The organism is Mangrovibrevibacter kandeliae (assembly GCF_024519155.1).
In the GTDB taxonomy this organism is placed as follows: domain Bacteria; phylum Pseudomonadota; class Alphaproteobacteria; order Rhizobiales; family Rhizobiaceae; genus Mangrovibrevibacter; species Mangrovibrevibacter kandeliae.
In genome coordinates, this window is record NZ_JANIFJ010000003.1 from 327130 (window position 1) to 341079 (window position 13950).

Below are 13950 nucleotides of genomic sequence, written 5' to 3' on the forward strand. Positions count from 1 at the left end.
GCCTAAGCTGTAGCCGGCACGGGCCCGATCAAGCCGAGGTCGGGCGCCTTGGCCGCACGTCCGCTTGAGCACGGGGTGTCCGATGCAGAGCTCGCGCCTTCCGCTGCCTCGCGACACGCATCACGGGCGGCGGCATCAGTGACCCATGTCGCTGTCCGGGTCGAACCGGCCGCCGGCGGCGTGCATCGCCTCCGGCGTGTCGACATCGAGACTGGCGCCGCGGCCGACCTCGACCTCCCGGACCGCCTCCGGGTGCGCGGCGATCAGCGCGCGCGCCCCGACATCTCCGGTGAGCGCGCGAAGCTCGGCCGCATAGACCCGGCTGAGAATCGCGGGGTTCGCCCGCCGTCCACCGTCGGTGGCAATCACGATCGATCCCTCGCCGGTCGGCGAGAAGGCGTCGATCAGCCGGTCGAGGTCGCCATGGGTCAGCTGTGGCTGATCGGCCAGCATCACGAGCACGCCGTCGGCCTGCGCCGCCGCCGCCAGCCCGGCAATGAGCGAGGTGGAGAGGCCCTCTGCGAACTGCGGATTGTCGACGAGATCGACGTCGAGGCCGGCGAGTTCGGCAGCGAGCGGCTCGCGCATGTGGCCCAAGACGACATGAACGCGGCCCGCGCGGCTTGCGCGTGCGGTGCGGGCGGAGCGGCGCAGCAGGGTCTCGCCGTCGAAGCGGGCGAGAAGCTTGTTCGGCCCGCCCATGCGGCTCGACCGGCCGGCGGCGAGCAGCACGACGTCGATCACCGGGGCGCCCTCGCCCTGCAGCCCTTCCGTCTCGCGCGGCGACGGGCGTGACGCGATCTCCATCAGAAGCCCCCCCACCCCCATCCCTCGGATGTCTTCATTCGTCACCGGAATATCGGCGAGCACACGGTTGAGGATCCAGTCGAAACCGTTCTCCTTCGAGCTGCGCGCGCAGCCCGGCGCACCAAGCACCCGTCGATCGCCGAGCCGGCCGAGCAACAGAAGGTTGCCCGGGTCCACCGGCATGCCGAACTGCTCGATCAGGCCGCCGGCAAGCTCGATGCCGCTCGGCAGGACGTCGTGCCGATCGATGACGGCCGAGGCGCCGAAGATCAGGATCATCTCGGCGTCGTCGCACTCCGCGATGGCGTCGGCGAGCGCTCCAGCCGCGTGCGGAGACCGCAGCTCGCGCACGATCGCGGACCCGGTCGCAGCGAGCCGGGCTTCCGTCACGCGCCGGGTCTTGTCGAGCACGCTTGCCTTCACACCGGGCAATTCGGTCTGGATCAGCGCCACGCGCCGCGGACGATACGGCGCCAGCCGGATCGCCGCCGCCTCCCGAAGCACCCGGACGGCGCGCGCGACCGCCTCACCCGGCACCGCGAGCGGGATGATCTTCACCGTCGCCAGCATTCGGCCCGACTCGACGGACGCGTACGCGGGGAGCGTCGCCAGCGTGATGCCGGGATCAACCGAATTCACCGCGTCGACGACGCCCTTGTCCGGCAGGAAGACGCCGGCCAGCCGGGCAAAGAGGTTCACCCGCCCGGTCGTGGCAGGACCGACGTCAATCCCGGTCGTGCCGAGGCAGGAACCGATCGCTGCCGCAGCCTCGTCCTCGGCGAGATCGCTTGGCTCGAGACGGGCCACCACGACGTCGGCCAGCCCGTTGGCCGCGAGCGCCTCGACGTCGTCCGCCGCCAGGCGCGTGCCTTTCTTCAGCCGGCGCCCGCCGGCAGACTGCGCGTGGGCGAGGATGGCGCCCTCGGCGTCCCGGACCGGGACCGGCCCGAACTTCATGCCGCCTCGGTCTCGCCGCGCCGCTCGGCGTGCATCTTGCGCTTGCGGAAGGCAGCGATCACCGAGGCGAGGATGGCGACGGCGATCTCGGGCGGCGTCGAAGCGCCGATGTCGGCGCCGATCGGCGCCTCGACGCGCTCCGTCCTGAACGGCTCGATCCCCGCCTGCACCAGCCGCTCCAGGCGCTTGGCGTGCGTCTTCCGGCTGCCGAGCGCGCCGATGTAGAAGCAGCCGGTGCGCAGCGCCGCCAGCAGCGGGCCGTCGTCGATCTTGGGGTCGTGGGTCAGCGCCGCCAGCGCCGTGTACGGGTCGAGCGGCCGGCGCGCGAGCACCTCGTCGGGCCACTCGGCTGCCAGTGCGACGTTCGGGAAGCGGTCGGGCGTGGCGAAGGCCGTGCGCGGGTCGATGATCTCGACGTCGAATCCGGCGAGCCTTGCCATCGGCGCCAGCGCCTGGCTGATGTGCACCGCGCCGATCGCGACGAGCCGCGGCGGCGGCAGGTGGACGTTGAGGAAGACGTCGCCCTCGTTCGTCTCAACCGTCCCGGACTTGCCCGCGCGCAGCGCCCTCCCGAGCGCCTCGGCGAGCGGATCGCTCTCCACCTCGCTCTCGCGCACCAGCCGCTCGGCGCCGGAGCCGAGGTCCGTCACCACCACAGCGGCGCGGCGCGCGCGGCGCTCGGCGTTCAGCGCCTCGAGGACCGCACGCTCCATCAGCCGAGCCTCTCGACGCGCACCCTGATCCGCCCGCCGCAGGAGAGTCCGACGCGCCAGGCGGTCTCGTCTGCGACGCCGAATTCGAGCATGCGCGGCTCGCCCGCCTCGATCACGTCGACGGCTTCGGCGACGACGGCGCCCTCAACGCAGCCGCCCGAAACCGAGCCCTCGAAATTGCCGTCGGCATCAATGACGAGGTGGCTGCCGGTCGGGCGCGGCGCCGAGCCCCAGGTCTCGACGACGGTGGCGAGCGCCAGGCGCCGGCCCTCGGCAAGCCAGGCCTCGGCGGTGCCGAGCACGTCGAGTGCCGGCGTTTCGTTTGCTGCGGACATGGATCGTCCCCCTTCCGGTCAGGCGGCGCGTGCCGCGGGGCCCTCTAGATATCGGCGCGGATCGGCCGAATTTCCAGCGCGGCCGGACAGCGCCGCACAGAGATCGCCGATCGCCTCGAGCGAGTGGACCGGGCGAAGCTCGTCCACATGCGGCAGCATCGCCCGCACCCCCTGCGCCCGCGCCGAGAAGCCGTCGAAGCGCAGGAGCGGGTTCAGCCAGATCAGACGCCGGGAGGACTTGTGCAGCCGCTCCATCGCGCGAACGAGATCCTCCGTGCCCTCGCGCTCCAGCCCATCGGTGATGAGCAGACAGACGGCGCCGCCGGTGAGCACCCGCCGCGACCAGTCGCGGTTGAACCGTTGGATCGCTGCGGCGATGCGCGTGCCGCCCGACCAGTCCTCGACCGCAGCGGCGGCGGCGGCGACCGCGGCATCGGGATCGCGATGGCGCATCTGGTGTGTGACGTTGGTGAGGCGCGTGCCGAACAGGAAGGTGTGGACGTGCCGACGCTTCTCGCAGAGGGCATGGAGGAAGTGCAGGAAGATCCGGCTGTACTGGCTCATCGAGCCAGAGATGTCGGCGAGGACGACGAGCGGCGGCTGCACGATCCGCCGGGTGCGGAACGCGGGCAACATGAGATCGCCGCCGCTGCGCAGGGAGAGCCGCAGGGTGCCGCGCGGATCGATCCGCTCGCCCCGGGGGTCGGCGCAGAAGCGGCGTGTCGCGACATGATCGTTCGGCAAGACGAGAGCCGCCATGGCGCGCCTGACGTCCTGAAGTTCCGCTGCGGACATCTGTGCGAAGTCCTTGGTCCGCAGAAGGTCTCTGCCGGAGACCGTCAACCGCGCGTCGATCTCGATCTCGGTCCGGCGCTCCGCCTCCCGCTCCCGCCGCGGCGCGGCCAAGGCGTCGGCGACCCGACTCTCGCCCGCCCGTTTCGGGCCCGGCTCGCCCGGACGCGGCGGGGCGATCGGCGACAGCATGGCGATCAGCCGGCCGGTCAGGTCACGCGGCCGCCAGAACACCTCGAACGCAGCGTCGAAGACGGCGCTGTCTTCGTGGCGCTTCACCAGGACGGCATGGAGCAGCCAGTAGAAATCGTCGCGCCCGCCGATGCCTGCGGCTTCGACCGCAGCGATCGCGTCGAGCGTCGCGGCCGGTCCGAGCGCAAGCCCGGCGCGCCGCAGCGTCCGTGCGAAATGGGCGATGTTCTCGGCCAGCTTGCCCGCCGGAGCGCCGGTCTCTGCCGCGCCCTCGTTGTGCGCCGCCACGATCAGGCGCCGGACCGGCCGCGCCGGATCTCGTCCAGCATCGCGCGGCCTTCGCCGGTTCCGATGCGGGCGATGTCGTCCTGGTATTTCAGGAGAACGCCGAGCGTGTCCGACACGAGCTCGGGGTCGAGGGCCACCGCATCGAGTTCGGTCAGGGCGGTGGCCCAGTCGATCGTCTCGGCGACGCCCGGCGCCTTGAACAGGTCCGCCGAACGCAGCCGCTGCACGAAGGCGACGATCTCGGCCGACAAGGCGGCCGGGGCCTGCGGCGCCTTGCGGCGGACGATCTCGAGCTCCCGCTCGGCGGTCGGATACTCGACCCAGTGATAGAGGCAGCGGCGCTTCAGCGCGTCGTGGATCTCGCGCGTGCGGTTGGTGGTGATCACCACGATCGGCGGCTCCGGTGCACGGATCGTGCCGAGCTCGGGAATCGTCACCTGGCTGTCGGACAGCACCTCCAGCAGAAACGCCTCGAACGCCTCGTCGGTCCGGTCGAGCTCGTCGATCAGAAGCACCGGCGCCCGACCCGGCTCACCCTCCAGGGCCTGCAGGACCGGCCTTCGGATCAGGAAGCGCTCGGAAAAGATGTCGGAGCGCATCGCATCGCGCACCACGTCGCCGGAGGCCTCGCGCAGGCGGATCTCGATCATCTGCGCGCCGTAGTTCCACTCGTAGAGCGCGGAGGCGACGTCCAGCCCTTCGTAGCACTGCAGTCGGATGAGCGGCCGGTCGAGCGCGGCGGCCAGCACCTTGGCGATCTCGGTCTTGCCGACGCCGGCCTCGCCCTCCAGAAAGAGCGGTCGACCCATCTTCAGGGCCAGAAACAGAACGGTCGCTAGGGCGCGATCGGCGACGTAGCCCTCGCCTTCGAGCAGCTGTTGCGTGGCGTCGATGGAGGTGGGCAGCGTTGGTGTCACGGCGGACGTCCTCCCAGACGGCCGGTTCAAAGGTGGCGGTAGCGGCGGTCCCGATACACGAGCGAGGCGGCAGGTTCGCCCAGTCGGAGGGCCACGACCTCGCCGAACAGGATGCGGTGGGTGGCCACGACCTGGCTCTCGCGCAGCCGGCAGTCGAAGCTCACCAGGGCGCCCGGCAGGGTCGGCGCCCCGGTGGCGAGCCTGTCCCAATCCCCCCTGTCGAACCGCTGTTCCGGCGGCAGGCCGCCCGAGAAGTCCCGCGCGAGGTCTTCCTGGACAGCGGACAACACGTTCACGGCGAAGACGCCGTTGTCGAGGAAGCGCTGGTTCAGCGCATTCGAGGTGTTCAGGCAGACCAGGAGGATTGCCGGATCGTCGGAGACCGAACAGGCCGAGGTCACCGTCACGCCGCGTCGGCCGGCCGGCCCGTCTGTCGTCACCAGCGTCACCGCCGCGGCATGGCGCGCCATGGCGTCGCGGAACTGCGCCCGGTCGACGTCGCCCGTCGTCATGCCCGCTCCCGCCTGGGACTCGTGTGAAAACATCGCGTTCATGCGCTCTACATAGGGCAGAGAAGCTTAACGCGCACGTAGCGCCGCGCCTCAAAGCTGCAGATTGGCGACGAACGCGCCGTTCGCCGACGCGAGGATCGCCGCGCAAGCCTCGAAAAGCAGCGCGATCCCGGCTAAGCAGGCGCATGCGCCATCCGATCCTGGCTGTCTCCGCAGCCGCCACCCTCCTTGCCGCCTGCTTTGTCTCGGACGCCCCGGCGGCCGACGATGCGTCCGTGACCATCGGCGTCGCAGCCCCGCTCAGCGGAAGCTCGGCGCTGCTCGGCGAGCAGGTCAGGGCGGGCGCGCAAGAGGCGGCCGCGGCGCTCGGCGCGGACGGGCCGGTCGAGCTTCGCCCGGTCGATACGGCCTGCACGCCCGAAGGCGGGACGGCTGCGGCCCAGGCGCTCGTTGCGGCACAGGTGGATGCGGTCATCGGCTTCCTCTGCACCGAGTCGATCGAGACGGCCCTGCCGCTCCTCGCGCAAGCCGATATCCCGACGATCGACGTCGGGGTGCGGGCCAACCGGCTGACCGACAAGCGGGCGAAGACCGGCAACCGGATCTGGCGTGTCGCGCCGCGCTCCGACGCGGAGGCCGACGCCATCGCCAAACTCCTGATCCAGCGTTGGCGGGACGTGCCCTACGGCCTCGTCGACGACGGCACGATCTACGGCCGCGGCCTTGCCGATGCGGTCCGGACCCGGATGGAGGCGGCTGGGCTGCGGGCTTCGACGGTCGACAACTACCGGCCGGCCGAGGAGAAGCAGTTCGGCCTTGCCCGGCGCATCCAGAAGACCGGCGTGACGAACATCTTCATCGCCGGCGATCGCCAGGACGTCGCCGTCATCGCGCGCGACGCCGCAGAACTCGAGCTGAAGCTCGAGATCTATGGCGGCGAGTCGCTGTTCGACGAGAACAGCATCGATCTGCCGCTGCCGACGGGCATTCATGCGGTGGCGCCCTTCTGGGATGCGGCGGCCACCCCGTCCGGTTCGGCCACCGACGCGGCGGCCTCCGCGTTGCCCGGCTACGCCCTGCCGGCGGCGGCGGCCGTCGAGATCGCGGTCGCCGCCGTGCGCCGGTCGCGGCAGGACGAAGAGCCGGTCGCCGCGGTTCTCGACGCGCAGACCTTCTCGACGCGCCTCGGCGAGGTCCGCTTCGACGCGGTCGGAGACGCCGATCTCGACGTCTATCGCGACTACGTCTGGCGCGGTGACCATTTCGCACCCGCCGCCGAGCAGCCATGACGCACGCCTTCGCGCCCGGACCGCGCAACGGTCTGACGGACGTCGCCGGTCTCGCGGTCGGCCATGCCGACGACGAGCGCCTGCGCAGCGGCACGACGGCGATCCTGTGCGACACGCCGGCGGTCGCGGCGGTCGACGTGCGCGGCGGCGCCCCCGGTACGCGCGAGACCGATCTCCTGCGCGCCGGCAGTCTCGTTCCCGGCATCGACGCGCTGGTCCTGTCCGGCGGCTCGGCCTTCGGCCTCGACGCGGCGACCGGCGTGCAGGCCTGGCTGCGCGAGCAGGGCCGCGGGTTCGAGGTCCGCGGCCAGCACGTGCCGATCGTCCCCGGCGCCATCCTCTTCGACCTCGCCAATGGCGGGGACAAGGCCTGGGGCCGGTTCTCGCCCTACCGCGACCTCGGCTACGCGGCGGCCGCGCGTGCCGGGCAAGACGTCGCGCTCGGCAGCGTCGGCGCGGGACTCGGGGCGACGACCGCGACGGGTCCGGGCGGCCTGGGTTCGGCGTCCGTCCGCCTGCCGAACGGCATCACCGTCGCGGCTCTCGTGGCGGTCAACGCCGTCGGTTCGGCGACCATCGGCGACACGGCGCGTTTCTGGTCGGCGCCCTTCGAGATCGGCGACGAATTCGGCGGACGGGGCCTGCCGCATCCCCTGCCCGTCGATGCCATGCGGCTGCGGCTGAAGGGCGATCCGGCACCGAATGCCAACACCACTCTCGGGATCGTCGCCACCGACGCCGTCCTGACGCGCGAGGACGCCGGGCGGCTGGCGATCGCGGCGCATGACGGCTATGCCCGCGCGCTCTGGCCGGCGCACACCGACTTCGACGGCGACCTCGTCTTCGCGCTCGCGACCGGCCGAAGCGGCCATGCACCCGAGCCGCGCGAGCGGCTGACGATGCAGGCCGCCGCCACCGCCGCCATGGCGCGCGCCATCGCGCGCGGCGTTCACCTTGCGCGGCTGGCGCTGGGACACGGGTGACGCCGCCGCGTTGAGGCCGCCGGTCCGCTCTGATATTGCCCGCGCAACCGCATCCGAAGGACTCTCCCGATGATCCCCCGCTACTCCCGCCCCGAGATGGTTTCGATCTGGTCGCAGGAGGTCAAGTTCCGGATCTGGTTCGAGATCGAGGCGCATGCCTGCGATGCGCTGGCCGAACTCGGCGTGATCCCGAAGGAGGCGGCCCGGACGATCTGGGAGAAGGGCGGCGCGGCCACCTTCGACGTCGAGCGGATCGATGCGATCGAGCGCGAGACCAAGCACGACGTCATCGCCTTCCTCACCCACCTCGCCGAGTTCGTCGGGCCGGACGCCCGATTCATCCACCAGGGCATGACGTCGTCGGACGTGCTCGACACCTGCTTCAACGTCCAGCTGGTGCGCGCCGCCGATCTGCTCCTCGCCGATCTCGACGCGCTGCTCGCGGCGATCAAGCGCCGGGCCCTCGAGCACCGCGACACCGTCACCATCGGCCGCTCGCACGGCATCCACGCCGAGCCGACCACGTTCGGCGTGAAGCTCGCCGGCTTCTATGCCGAGTTCGAGCGGGCCCGCGAGCGCCTCGTCGCCGCCCGCGAGGAGGTCCGCACCTGCGCGATTTCCGGTGCGATCGGGAGCTTCGCCAACATCGACCCGCGGGTGGAGGCGCACGTCGCCGACGCGATGGGCCTGAAGCCCGAGCCGGTCTCCACCCAGGTGATTCCGCGCGACCGGCACGCGATGTTCTTCGCCACGCTGGGGGTGATCGCGTCCTCGATCGAGCGGCTGGCGACCGAGGTCCGCCACCTGCAGCGCACCGAGGTGCTGGAAGCCGAGGAGTATTTCTCGCCGGGCCAGAAGGGCTCGTCGGCGATGCCGCACAAGCGCAACCCGGTGCTCAGCGAGAACCTCACCGGGCTCGCCCGCATGGTCCGCTCCTACGCCCTGCCGGCGATGGAGAACGTCGCCCTCTGGCACGAGCGCGACATCTCGCACTCCTCGGTGGAGCGGATGATCGGCCCGGACGCCACGGTGACGCTGGACTTCGCGCTGGTTCGGCTGACGAGCGTCGTCGAGCGGCTCGTCGTCTATCCCGAGCGGATGCTCGCCAACCTCAACAAGTTCAAGGGCCTGGTTCACTCCCAGCGGGTGCTCCTCGCCCTCACCCAGGCCGGCGTCAGCCGCGAGGACGCCTACCGGCTGGTGCAGCGCAACGCGATGAAGGTCTGGCAGGACGATGCCGACTTCCTGACCGAGCTCCTCGGCGACGCCGAAGTGACGGCGGCGCTCGACGAGGCGAGCCTGCGCGAGAAGTTCGACCTCGGCTACCACACCAAGCACGTCCAGACGATCTTCGAGCGGGTGTTCGGCGCCGGCTGATCCTGGGGAGCCCGGCGCCGCAGTGCCGGTTTTTGCCGAGGCACCGGCCGCGCACTACGCCGGTGGACCGTTCAGGCCGCTCCGCATGACCGACACGCCTCAGTCCCGCCGCACCGGCAAGACCCCGTGGTAGCTGGTTGCGGCCGTCGCAATCGTCGCGGTGGTCCTCGGCTACTTCTTCTGGGGCAACGAGGCGCAGACGCCGATGGTCAACGGCGCCGACCGCCGACACGTCCTCCGGCACCCTCGAGGCTCCGGCGGGCGAGGCGCCGGCTCCGACCGCGACCCCGGCCCGGTAGGTCGCCCTGGTTGCGAGCCGCGCCGGCGTCGACGGCTTGACAGGCCATTCCCCGCTTCGCATCTGCACACCATGCGCGTTTCCGAAGCCGACATCCTCATCATCCCGGGTTACAAGGGCTCACCCGCCGACCACTGGCAGACACGCTGGGAGTCCCGCCTGTCCACCGCCCGCCGGGTCGAGCAGGCCGAGTGGACGAAGCCGGTCTTCGAAGACTGGACGGCGTCCCTGGTGGAGGCGGTGAACGCCAGCACCCGGCCGGTCGTCCTCGTCGCCCATTCCCTCGGCGTCGCGACGGCGGTGCAGGCCGTGTCCCGCTTCGAGCGCCCGGTCGCGGGCGCCTTTTTGGTGGCTCCCCCGGACGTTGCGAACGAGGCGATCCGGCCACGCCACCTGATGACCTTCGGCCCCTACCCGCGCGATCCGCTGCCGTTTCCGTCGCTGGTGGTCGCGAGCCGCAACGACCCCTTCTCGTCCTTCGAGGCGGCCGAGGACGCGGCCGCAGCCTGGGGGTCGCTCTTCGTCGATGCCGGCGAATCCGGCCACATCAATGGCGACAGCGGCCACGGCCCCTGGCCCGAAGGCCTTCTGACCTTCGGCAAGTTCATGGGCCGCCTGGCCGCCCCAGCCTGACTGGGCTTCAGCCGCGCGCGGCGCGGGCCTGCGCCGCCGCCGCGCTCTGCAGGAACGCCGCATCCGAGGACAGGCAGCACAGCCGATAGCCGTAGGACCGGTAGCGCTGGGCATCCTCAGGCGTGATGCAGTAGATTGCCGCGACCTTGCCGGCCGCCACGCTCGCTTCGCCGATGCGCCGGATCGCGGCGTCGGTCTCGGGCGCCGTCGGACCGAGGGTTGCGGTCGGCGACAAGGCGATCGAAAGGTCCGACGGGCCGACGAAGACCCCGTCCAGCGCCTCGATCGACAGGATGGCATCGAGCTCGCCGAGCGCGCTCGCCGTCTCGATCATGGCGAAGGCCATCGTCTCGCGGTTGGCGCGGGCGATGTAGTCGGCCGAGCTCGCCACGCCATGCAGCTGCATCGCCCGCATCGGACCGCAGGAGCGCTGCCCGACCGGGGGATACTTGACCGCCGCCGCCAGCTGCCGCGCGTCCTCGGCGTCGCCGATCATCGGCATGATGACGCCGCAGCCGCCGAAGTCGAGCGCCCGGGCGGCGGTCGCGAGGTCGCCGACCGGCACGCGCACCAGCGCCGGCCGGCCGAGCATCACCGCCCGCGCGATGCCCGCCTCCATGCTCGCCACATCGTGCAGACCGTGCTGCATGTCGAAGGTGATCGCGTCGAAGCCGGCGCGCAGCATCGCCTCGGCTGTGACGGGGTCCTTGGTCAGCGACCAGGCACAGAGCACGAAGCCGTCGTCGGCAAAGGCGGCGCGCAAGCCAAATCCCGTCGTCGAAGTCTCGTTCATTCGGACCGCACCTGATCTTCGGCCGTCGCCAGGAACTCGGTCATCGTGCGCTCGATCTGATGATCCGACTGCTCGACGCCGGCCGCGTCGAAGTCCGCCCGGATCTTCTTTGCGACGCTGTCCTTGCCGGCCTGCTCGAGCGCCGTGCGGATCACGTCCTGCGTGTAGTCGTCGGCCGCCTGCCCCAGGAGGCCGAGCTTGGCCGCGGCCCACAGGCCGATCAGACGGTTGCGCCGCGCCTCGATCCGGAAGCGCAGTTCCTGATCGTGCACGTAGCGCGCCTCGAAATCCTTCTCGCGGTCCGAAAACGGCATCTGCGACAGCCTCCTCCTCCATCGATCGCGTCTGCCCCGCGGCAGCGCCGGCGGATTGAACGCCCTTCCGGCCGGCGCGGCAACCCGGTGTCTTGTACCGCGGCGTCCTCCACGCCAATTTGGGGTCGAGCGATTGTTTAGGAGCGACGTTTGGTCTATCCACGCGCTCGAATTGACAGCCGTACGCGTCCGACACAGGCGCTCCACCTCACGACAGAGCAAGAACATGACACGTCGCCGCCGGATCTACGAGGGCAAGGGCAAGATCCTCTACGAAGGTCCCGAGCCCGGTACGCTGGTTCAGTTCTTCAAAGACGACGCCACCGCCTTCAACAAGAAGAAGCACGAGATCGTCGACGGCAAGGGCGTGCTCAACAATCGCATTTCCGAGTACATCTTCAGCCACCTCAACCGGATGGGCATTCCGACGCACTTCATCAAGCGGCTCAACATGCGCGAGCAGCTGATCAAGGAAGTCGAGATCATTCCGCTCGAGGTCGTGGTGCGCAACATCGCCGCCGGATCGCTCGCCAAGCGACTCGGCATCGACGAGGGCACCGTGCTGCCCCGCTCGATCATCGAGTTCTACTACAAGGCCGACGCACTCGACGATCCGATGGTCTCGGAAGAGCACATCACCGCCTTCGGCTGGGCGAGCCCGCAGGAAATCGACGACATCATGGCCCTGGCCATCCGGGTCAACGACTTCCTGTCCGGCCTCTTCCTCGGCGTCGGCATCCAGCTCGTCGACTTCAAGATCGAGACCGGGCGGCTCTATGAAGGCGACATGATGCGGATCATCGTCGCCGACGAGATTTCGCCCGACTCCTGCCGCCTCTGGGACATCCAGACCCAGGACAAGCTCGACAAGGACCGCTTCCGCCGCGACATGGGCGGCCTCGTCGAGGCCTATCAGGAGGTCGCGCGCCGGCTCGGCATCATGAACGAGAACGAGCCGCCCCGCCCTTCCGGGCCGGTGTTGGTCAAGTAAGGCGGCGACGCTCCGCCAAGCAGCCGGCACCGGCGCTCCGACTCGTCTATTCCAGGGACAGACGCATACCGTGATCAAGGCTCGCATCACCGTCACGCTCAAGACCGGCGTCCTCGATCCGCAGGGCAAGGCCATCGAGGGCGCCCTCGGCACGCTCGGCTTCGGCGGCGTCGCCGCCGTGCGCCAGGGCAAGGTCTTCGACGTCGTCCTGGAGGGCGACGACCGGGCCGGGGCCGAGGCCCAGCTCGCCGCCATGTGCGACAGGCTTCTCGCCAACACGGTGATCGAGAACTATACTGTCGACATCGCGTAAGGGTTGTTGCAGGAGGCCGTCATGGCCGAGGTCACCAACGAGCTGATGTACGAGCTGATGAAGCGGATGCACAATCAGATTTCTGATCTGCGTTCGGATGTGGGTGAGGTGAAGCGCGAGCTCAACGCGATGCGCGGCACGATGGTCTCGATGCAAAGCGACATCCACAACATCTACGGCGTCACTGCCCGTCACGACGACCGGCTTGAGCGGATCGAGCGGCGCCTCGAGCTGCGGGAGATGGCTGAGGCGGGACTACCCTTCCACCACGATCGCTGATAGGGCGAAGGCCGCCTATGATTTCCGGCAGACGCGCGACTCGGCGCGTCGGCCCGCCCGCGGATCGTCAAGCCATGCAAAGCGCCGTCGTTCTCCTCCCCGGCCTCAATCGCGACCGCGACATGATCGCGGCGCTGACCAAGATCTCCGGCCGCGCGCCGGTGACAGTCTGGCAGACGGAGACTGCGATCTCCGCCGTCGACCTCATCGTCATTCCCGGCGGCTTCTCGTTCGGCGACTATCTGCGCTGCGGCGCGATCGCCGCGCGTTCGCCGGTCATGCGCGCCGTTGCCGAGGCCGCGGGCCGCGGCGTGCCGGTGCTCGGCGTGTGCAACGGTTTCCAGATCCTGTGCGAGACCGGCCTCCTGCCCGGCGCGCTGATGCGCAACACCTCGCTGCGCTTCGTCTGCCGGCGCGTGAAGCTCGAGGTCGTCAATGCCGCCACCCGCTTCACGTCGGCCTACCGGCAGGGTCAGGTCATCGGCTGCCCGGTCGCCCATCACGACGGCAACTACTTCGCCGACGAGGACACGCTGACCCGCCTTGAGGGCGAAGGCCAGGTGGCGCTGCGCTACGCCGAGGGCACCAATCCCAACGGCGCGGTCCGCGACATCGCCGGCGTCGTCAACGCCGCCGGCAACGTCTTCGGCCTGATGCCGCATCCGGAGAACTTCATCGAGCCGGAGCACGGCGGCAGCGACGGCCGCGGCTTCTTCGAGAGCGTTCTCGGCACCACCCGCGTCGCCGCCTGATCCGATGCGAACCATCCTCCTCGCCGCGCTCGCTCTCGTCGCGGCCCTCGGTCTTGGCGGCTGCGCCGGCACCGGCGGCTCCGGGACGAGCCCCGCCGTCGGCGACACCGGGCTCGACCGGATGGAGCGGCTGGCGCTCAACGCCAATCGCTGCTGGTTCAAGTCGAAGGATCCGGCCTTCGCCAGCTACAGCCTCGCGCCCGAACTCAGCTCCTTCTCGGGCCGACCGCGTTTCCTTCTGGTGCCGCGCGGCAAGCCGGAGGCGCGTCCGCTTCTCGTCGTCGAGGGACAATCCGGCTCGGGCAACGTCACGGTCTATGGCCCGCTGACGAGCGATCCCGTCGGGCCGCGCATCGGGCGCGACATTGACCGCTGGCGCGGCGGCGCCAACGACTGCGGCGCCGCCTGAGCCGCA

17 protein-coding genes are annotated in these 13950 nt (G+C 70.4%); 9 read left to right on the plus strand and 8 right to left on the minus strand.

All coding sequences use genetic code 11. The features are described 5' to 3' along the window. Positions 1–135: 135 nt before the first annotated feature. Genes NPA30_RS11175 through NPA30_RS11200 form a run of 6 tightly spaced genes read right to left on the minus strand, consistent with a single transcriptional unit; the run spans position 136 to position 5513 of the window. On the minus strand, positions 136–1764 hold the full coding sequence (locus tag NPA30_RS11175; protein ID WP_256802750.1) for an NTP transferase domain-containing protein: 1629 nt from the start codon (positions 1762–1764) through the stop codon (positions 136–138). Next, positions 1761–2477, minus strand: coding sequence for an XdhC family protein (locus NPA30_RS11180; RefSeq protein WP_256802751.1), 717 nt, complete (start codon positions 2475–2477; stop codon positions 1761–1763). Before NPA30_RS11180 ends, NPA30_RS11175 begins: the two co-directional genes overlap by 4 nt. Further along, positions 2477–2812, minus strand: a complete 336-nt coding sequence (locus tag NPA30_RS11185) for an XdhC family protein (RefSeq protein WP_256802752.1) — start codon at positions 2810–2812, stop codon at positions 2477–2479. The genes NPA30_RS11180 and NPA30_RS11185 overlap by 1 nt, the downstream gene beginning before the upstream one ends. A gap of 18 nt (positions 2813–2830) precedes the next feature. After that, complete coding sequence (locus tag NPA30_RS11190; RefSeq protein ID WP_372338793.1) at positions 2831–4087, minus strand: vWA domain-containing protein; 1257 nt, start codon at positions 4085–4087, stop codon at positions 2831–2833. After that, positions 4087–5001 carry an AAA family ATPase gene (locus NPA30_RS11195; protein WP_256802754.1) on the minus strand — a complete coding sequence of 305 codons (915 nt, stop codon included), beginning with the start codon at positions 4999–5001 and terminating at the stop codon, positions 4087–4089. The genes NPA30_RS11190 and NPA30_RS11195 overlap by 1 nt, the downstream gene beginning before the upstream one ends. 26 nt (positions 5002–5027) lie before the next feature. Continuing rightward, positions 5028–5513 (minus strand): flavin reductase, encoded by a 486-nt coding sequence (locus NPA30_RS11200; protein WP_256802755.1) that lies wholly within the window; start codon positions 5511–5513, stop codon positions 5028–5030. Between the two features lie 185 nt (positions 5514–5698). Between NPA30_RS11200 and NPA30_RS11205 the strand changes: the two genes are divergently transcribed. The 4 genes from NPA30_RS11205 to NPA30_RS11220 all read left to right on the plus strand — a co-directional run bounded on the left by NPA30_RS11205 (position 5699) and on the right by NPA30_RS11220 (position 10093). Further along, positions 5699–6802: an ABC transporter substrate-binding protein gene (locus NPA30_RS11205; protein ID WP_256802756.1), complete on the plus strand. Its 1104-nt coding sequence runs from the start codon at positions 5699–5701 to the stop codon at positions 6800–6802. Then, on the plus strand, positions 6799–7785 hold the full coding sequence (locus NPA30_RS11210; RefSeq protein ID WP_256802757.1) for a P1 family peptidase: 987 nt from the start codon (positions 6799–6801) through the stop codon (positions 7783–7785). Before NPA30_RS11205 ends, NPA30_RS11210 begins: the two co-directional genes overlap by 4 nt. 69 nt (positions 7786–7854) lie before the next feature. Further along, complete coding sequence (gene purB, locus NPA30_RS11215) at positions 7855–9162, plus strand: adenylosuccinate lyase (RefSeq protein ID WP_256802758.1); 1308 nt, start codon at positions 7855–7857, stop codon at positions 9160–9162. Positions 9163–9532: 370 nt separating this feature from the next. Further along, entirely contained in the window at positions 9533–10093 is a 561-nt protein-coding gene (locus NPA30_RS11220; protein ID WP_256802759.1) for an RBBP9/YdeN family alpha/beta hydrolase, read from the plus strand. Positions 10094–10100: 7 nt separating this feature from the next. Here NPA30_RS11220 and NPA30_RS11225 read toward each other — a convergent pair whose 3' ends face one another. Further along, on the minus strand, positions 10101–10886 hold the full coding sequence (locus NPA30_RS11225) for an HpcH/HpaI aldolase family protein (RefSeq protein ID WP_256802760.1): 786 nt from the start codon (positions 10884–10886) through the stop codon (positions 10101–10103). Next, the gene (locus tag NPA30_RS11230) at positions 10883–11200 is read right to left on the minus strand and encodes a DUF1476 domain-containing protein (protein WP_256802761.1); all 318 of its coding nucleotides are present in this window, start codon (positions 11198–11200) and stop codon (positions 10883–10885) included. The genes NPA30_RS11225 and NPA30_RS11230 overlap by 4 nt, the downstream gene beginning before the upstream one ends. A gap of 226 nt (positions 11201–11426) precedes the next feature. On the opposite strand from NPA30_RS11230, the gene purC reads away from it, so the two are divergent. The 5 genes from purC (at position 11427) to NPA30_RS11255 (ending at position 13944) form a co-directional block, all read left to right on the plus strand. Continuing rightward, the gene (purC, locus tag NPA30_RS11235) at positions 11427–12191 is read left to right on the plus strand and encodes a phosphoribosylaminoimidazolesuccinocarboxamide synthase (protein WP_256802762.1); all 765 of its coding nucleotides are present in this window, start codon (positions 11427–11429) and stop codon (positions 12189–12191) included. Between the two features lie 70 nt (positions 12192–12261). Next, positions 12262–12504 (plus strand): phosphoribosylformylglycinamidine synthase subunit PurS, encoded by a 243-nt coding sequence (gene purS / locus NPA30_RS11240; RefSeq protein ID WP_256802763.1) that lies wholly within the window; start codon positions 12262–12264, stop codon positions 12502–12504. 21 nt (positions 12505–12525) lie between these two features. After that, on the plus strand, positions 12526–12783 hold the full coding sequence (locus tag NPA30_RS11245; RefSeq protein ID WP_256802764.1) for a hypothetical protein: 258 nt from the start codon (positions 12526–12528) through the stop codon (positions 12781–12783). A gap of 74 nt (positions 12784–12857) precedes the next feature. Beyond that, positions 12858–13535 (plus strand): phosphoribosylformylglycinamidine synthase subunit PurQ, encoded by a 678-nt coding sequence (gene purQ, locus NPA30_RS11250; RefSeq protein ID WP_256802765.1) that lies wholly within the window; start codon positions 12858–12860, stop codon positions 13533–13535. Between the two features lie 4 nt (positions 13536–13539). Further along, positions 13540–13944 carry a hypothetical protein gene (locus NPA30_RS11255; RefSeq protein ID WP_256802766.1) on the plus strand — a complete coding sequence of 135 codons (405 nt, stop codon included), beginning with the start codon at positions 13540–13542 and terminating at the stop codon, positions 13942–13944. The last annotated feature ends 6 nt before the right edge of the window (positions 13945–13950 follow it).

Excerpts from the sequence above, each read along its gene's own strand:
- NPA30_RS11175 (WP_256802750.1), bottom strand. The coding sequence starts at position 1,764 with ATGAAGTTCGGGCCGGTCCCGGTCCGGGACGCCGAGGGCGCCATCCTC.
- NPA30_RS11180 (WP_256802751.1), bottom strand. The coding sequence starts at position 2,477 with ATGGAGCGTGCGGTCCTCGAGGCGCTGAACGCCGAGCGCCGCGCGCGC.
- NPA30_RS11185 (WP_256802752.1), bottom strand. The coding sequence starts at position 2,812 with ATGTCCGCAGCAAACGAAACGCCGGCACTCGACGTGCTCGGCACCGCC.
- NPA30_RS11200 (WP_256802755.1), bottom strand. The coding sequence starts at position 5,513 with ATGACGACGGGCGACGTCGACCGGGCGCAGTTCCGCGACGCCATGGCG.
- NPA30_RS11205 (WP_256802756.1), top strand. The coding sequence starts at position 5,699 with ATGCGCCATCCGATCCTGGCTGTCTCCGCAGCCGCCACCCTCCTTGCC.
- NPA30_RS11210 (WP_256802757.1), top strand. The coding sequence starts at position 6,799 with ATGACGCACGCCTTCGCGCCCGGACCGCGCAACGGTCTGACGGACGTC.
- purB (WP_256802758.1), top strand. The coding sequence starts at position 7,855 with ATGATCCCCCGCTACTCCCGCCCCGAGATGGTTTCGATCTGGTCGCAG.
- NPA30_RS11220 (WP_256802759.1), top strand. The coding sequence starts at position 9,533 with ATGCGCGTTTCCGAAGCCGACATCCTCATCATCCCGGGTTACAAGGGC.
- NPA30_RS11225 (WP_256802760.1), bottom strand. The coding sequence starts at position 10,886 with ATGAACGAGACTTCGACGACGGGATTTGGCTTGCGCGCCGCCTTTGCC.
- NPA30_RS11230 (WP_256802761.1), bottom strand. The coding sequence starts at position 11,200 with ATGCCGTTTTCGGACCGCGAGAAGGATTTCGAGGCGCGCTACGTGCAC.
- purC (WP_256802762.1), top strand. The coding sequence starts at position 11,427 with ATGACACGTCGCCGCCGGATCTACGAGGGCAAGGGCAAGATCCTCTAC.
- NPA30_RS11245 (WP_256802764.1), top strand. The coding sequence starts at position 12,526 with ATGGCCGAGGTCACCAACGAGCTGATGTACGAGCTGATGAAGCGGATG.
- purQ (WP_256802765.1), top strand. The coding sequence starts at position 12,858 with ATGCAAAGCGCCGTCGTTCTCCTCCCCGGCCTCAATCGCGACCGCGAC.
- NPA30_RS11255 (WP_256802766.1), top strand. The coding sequence starts at position 13,540 with ATGCGAACCATCCTCCTCGCCGCGCTCGCTCTCGTCGCGGCCCTCGGT.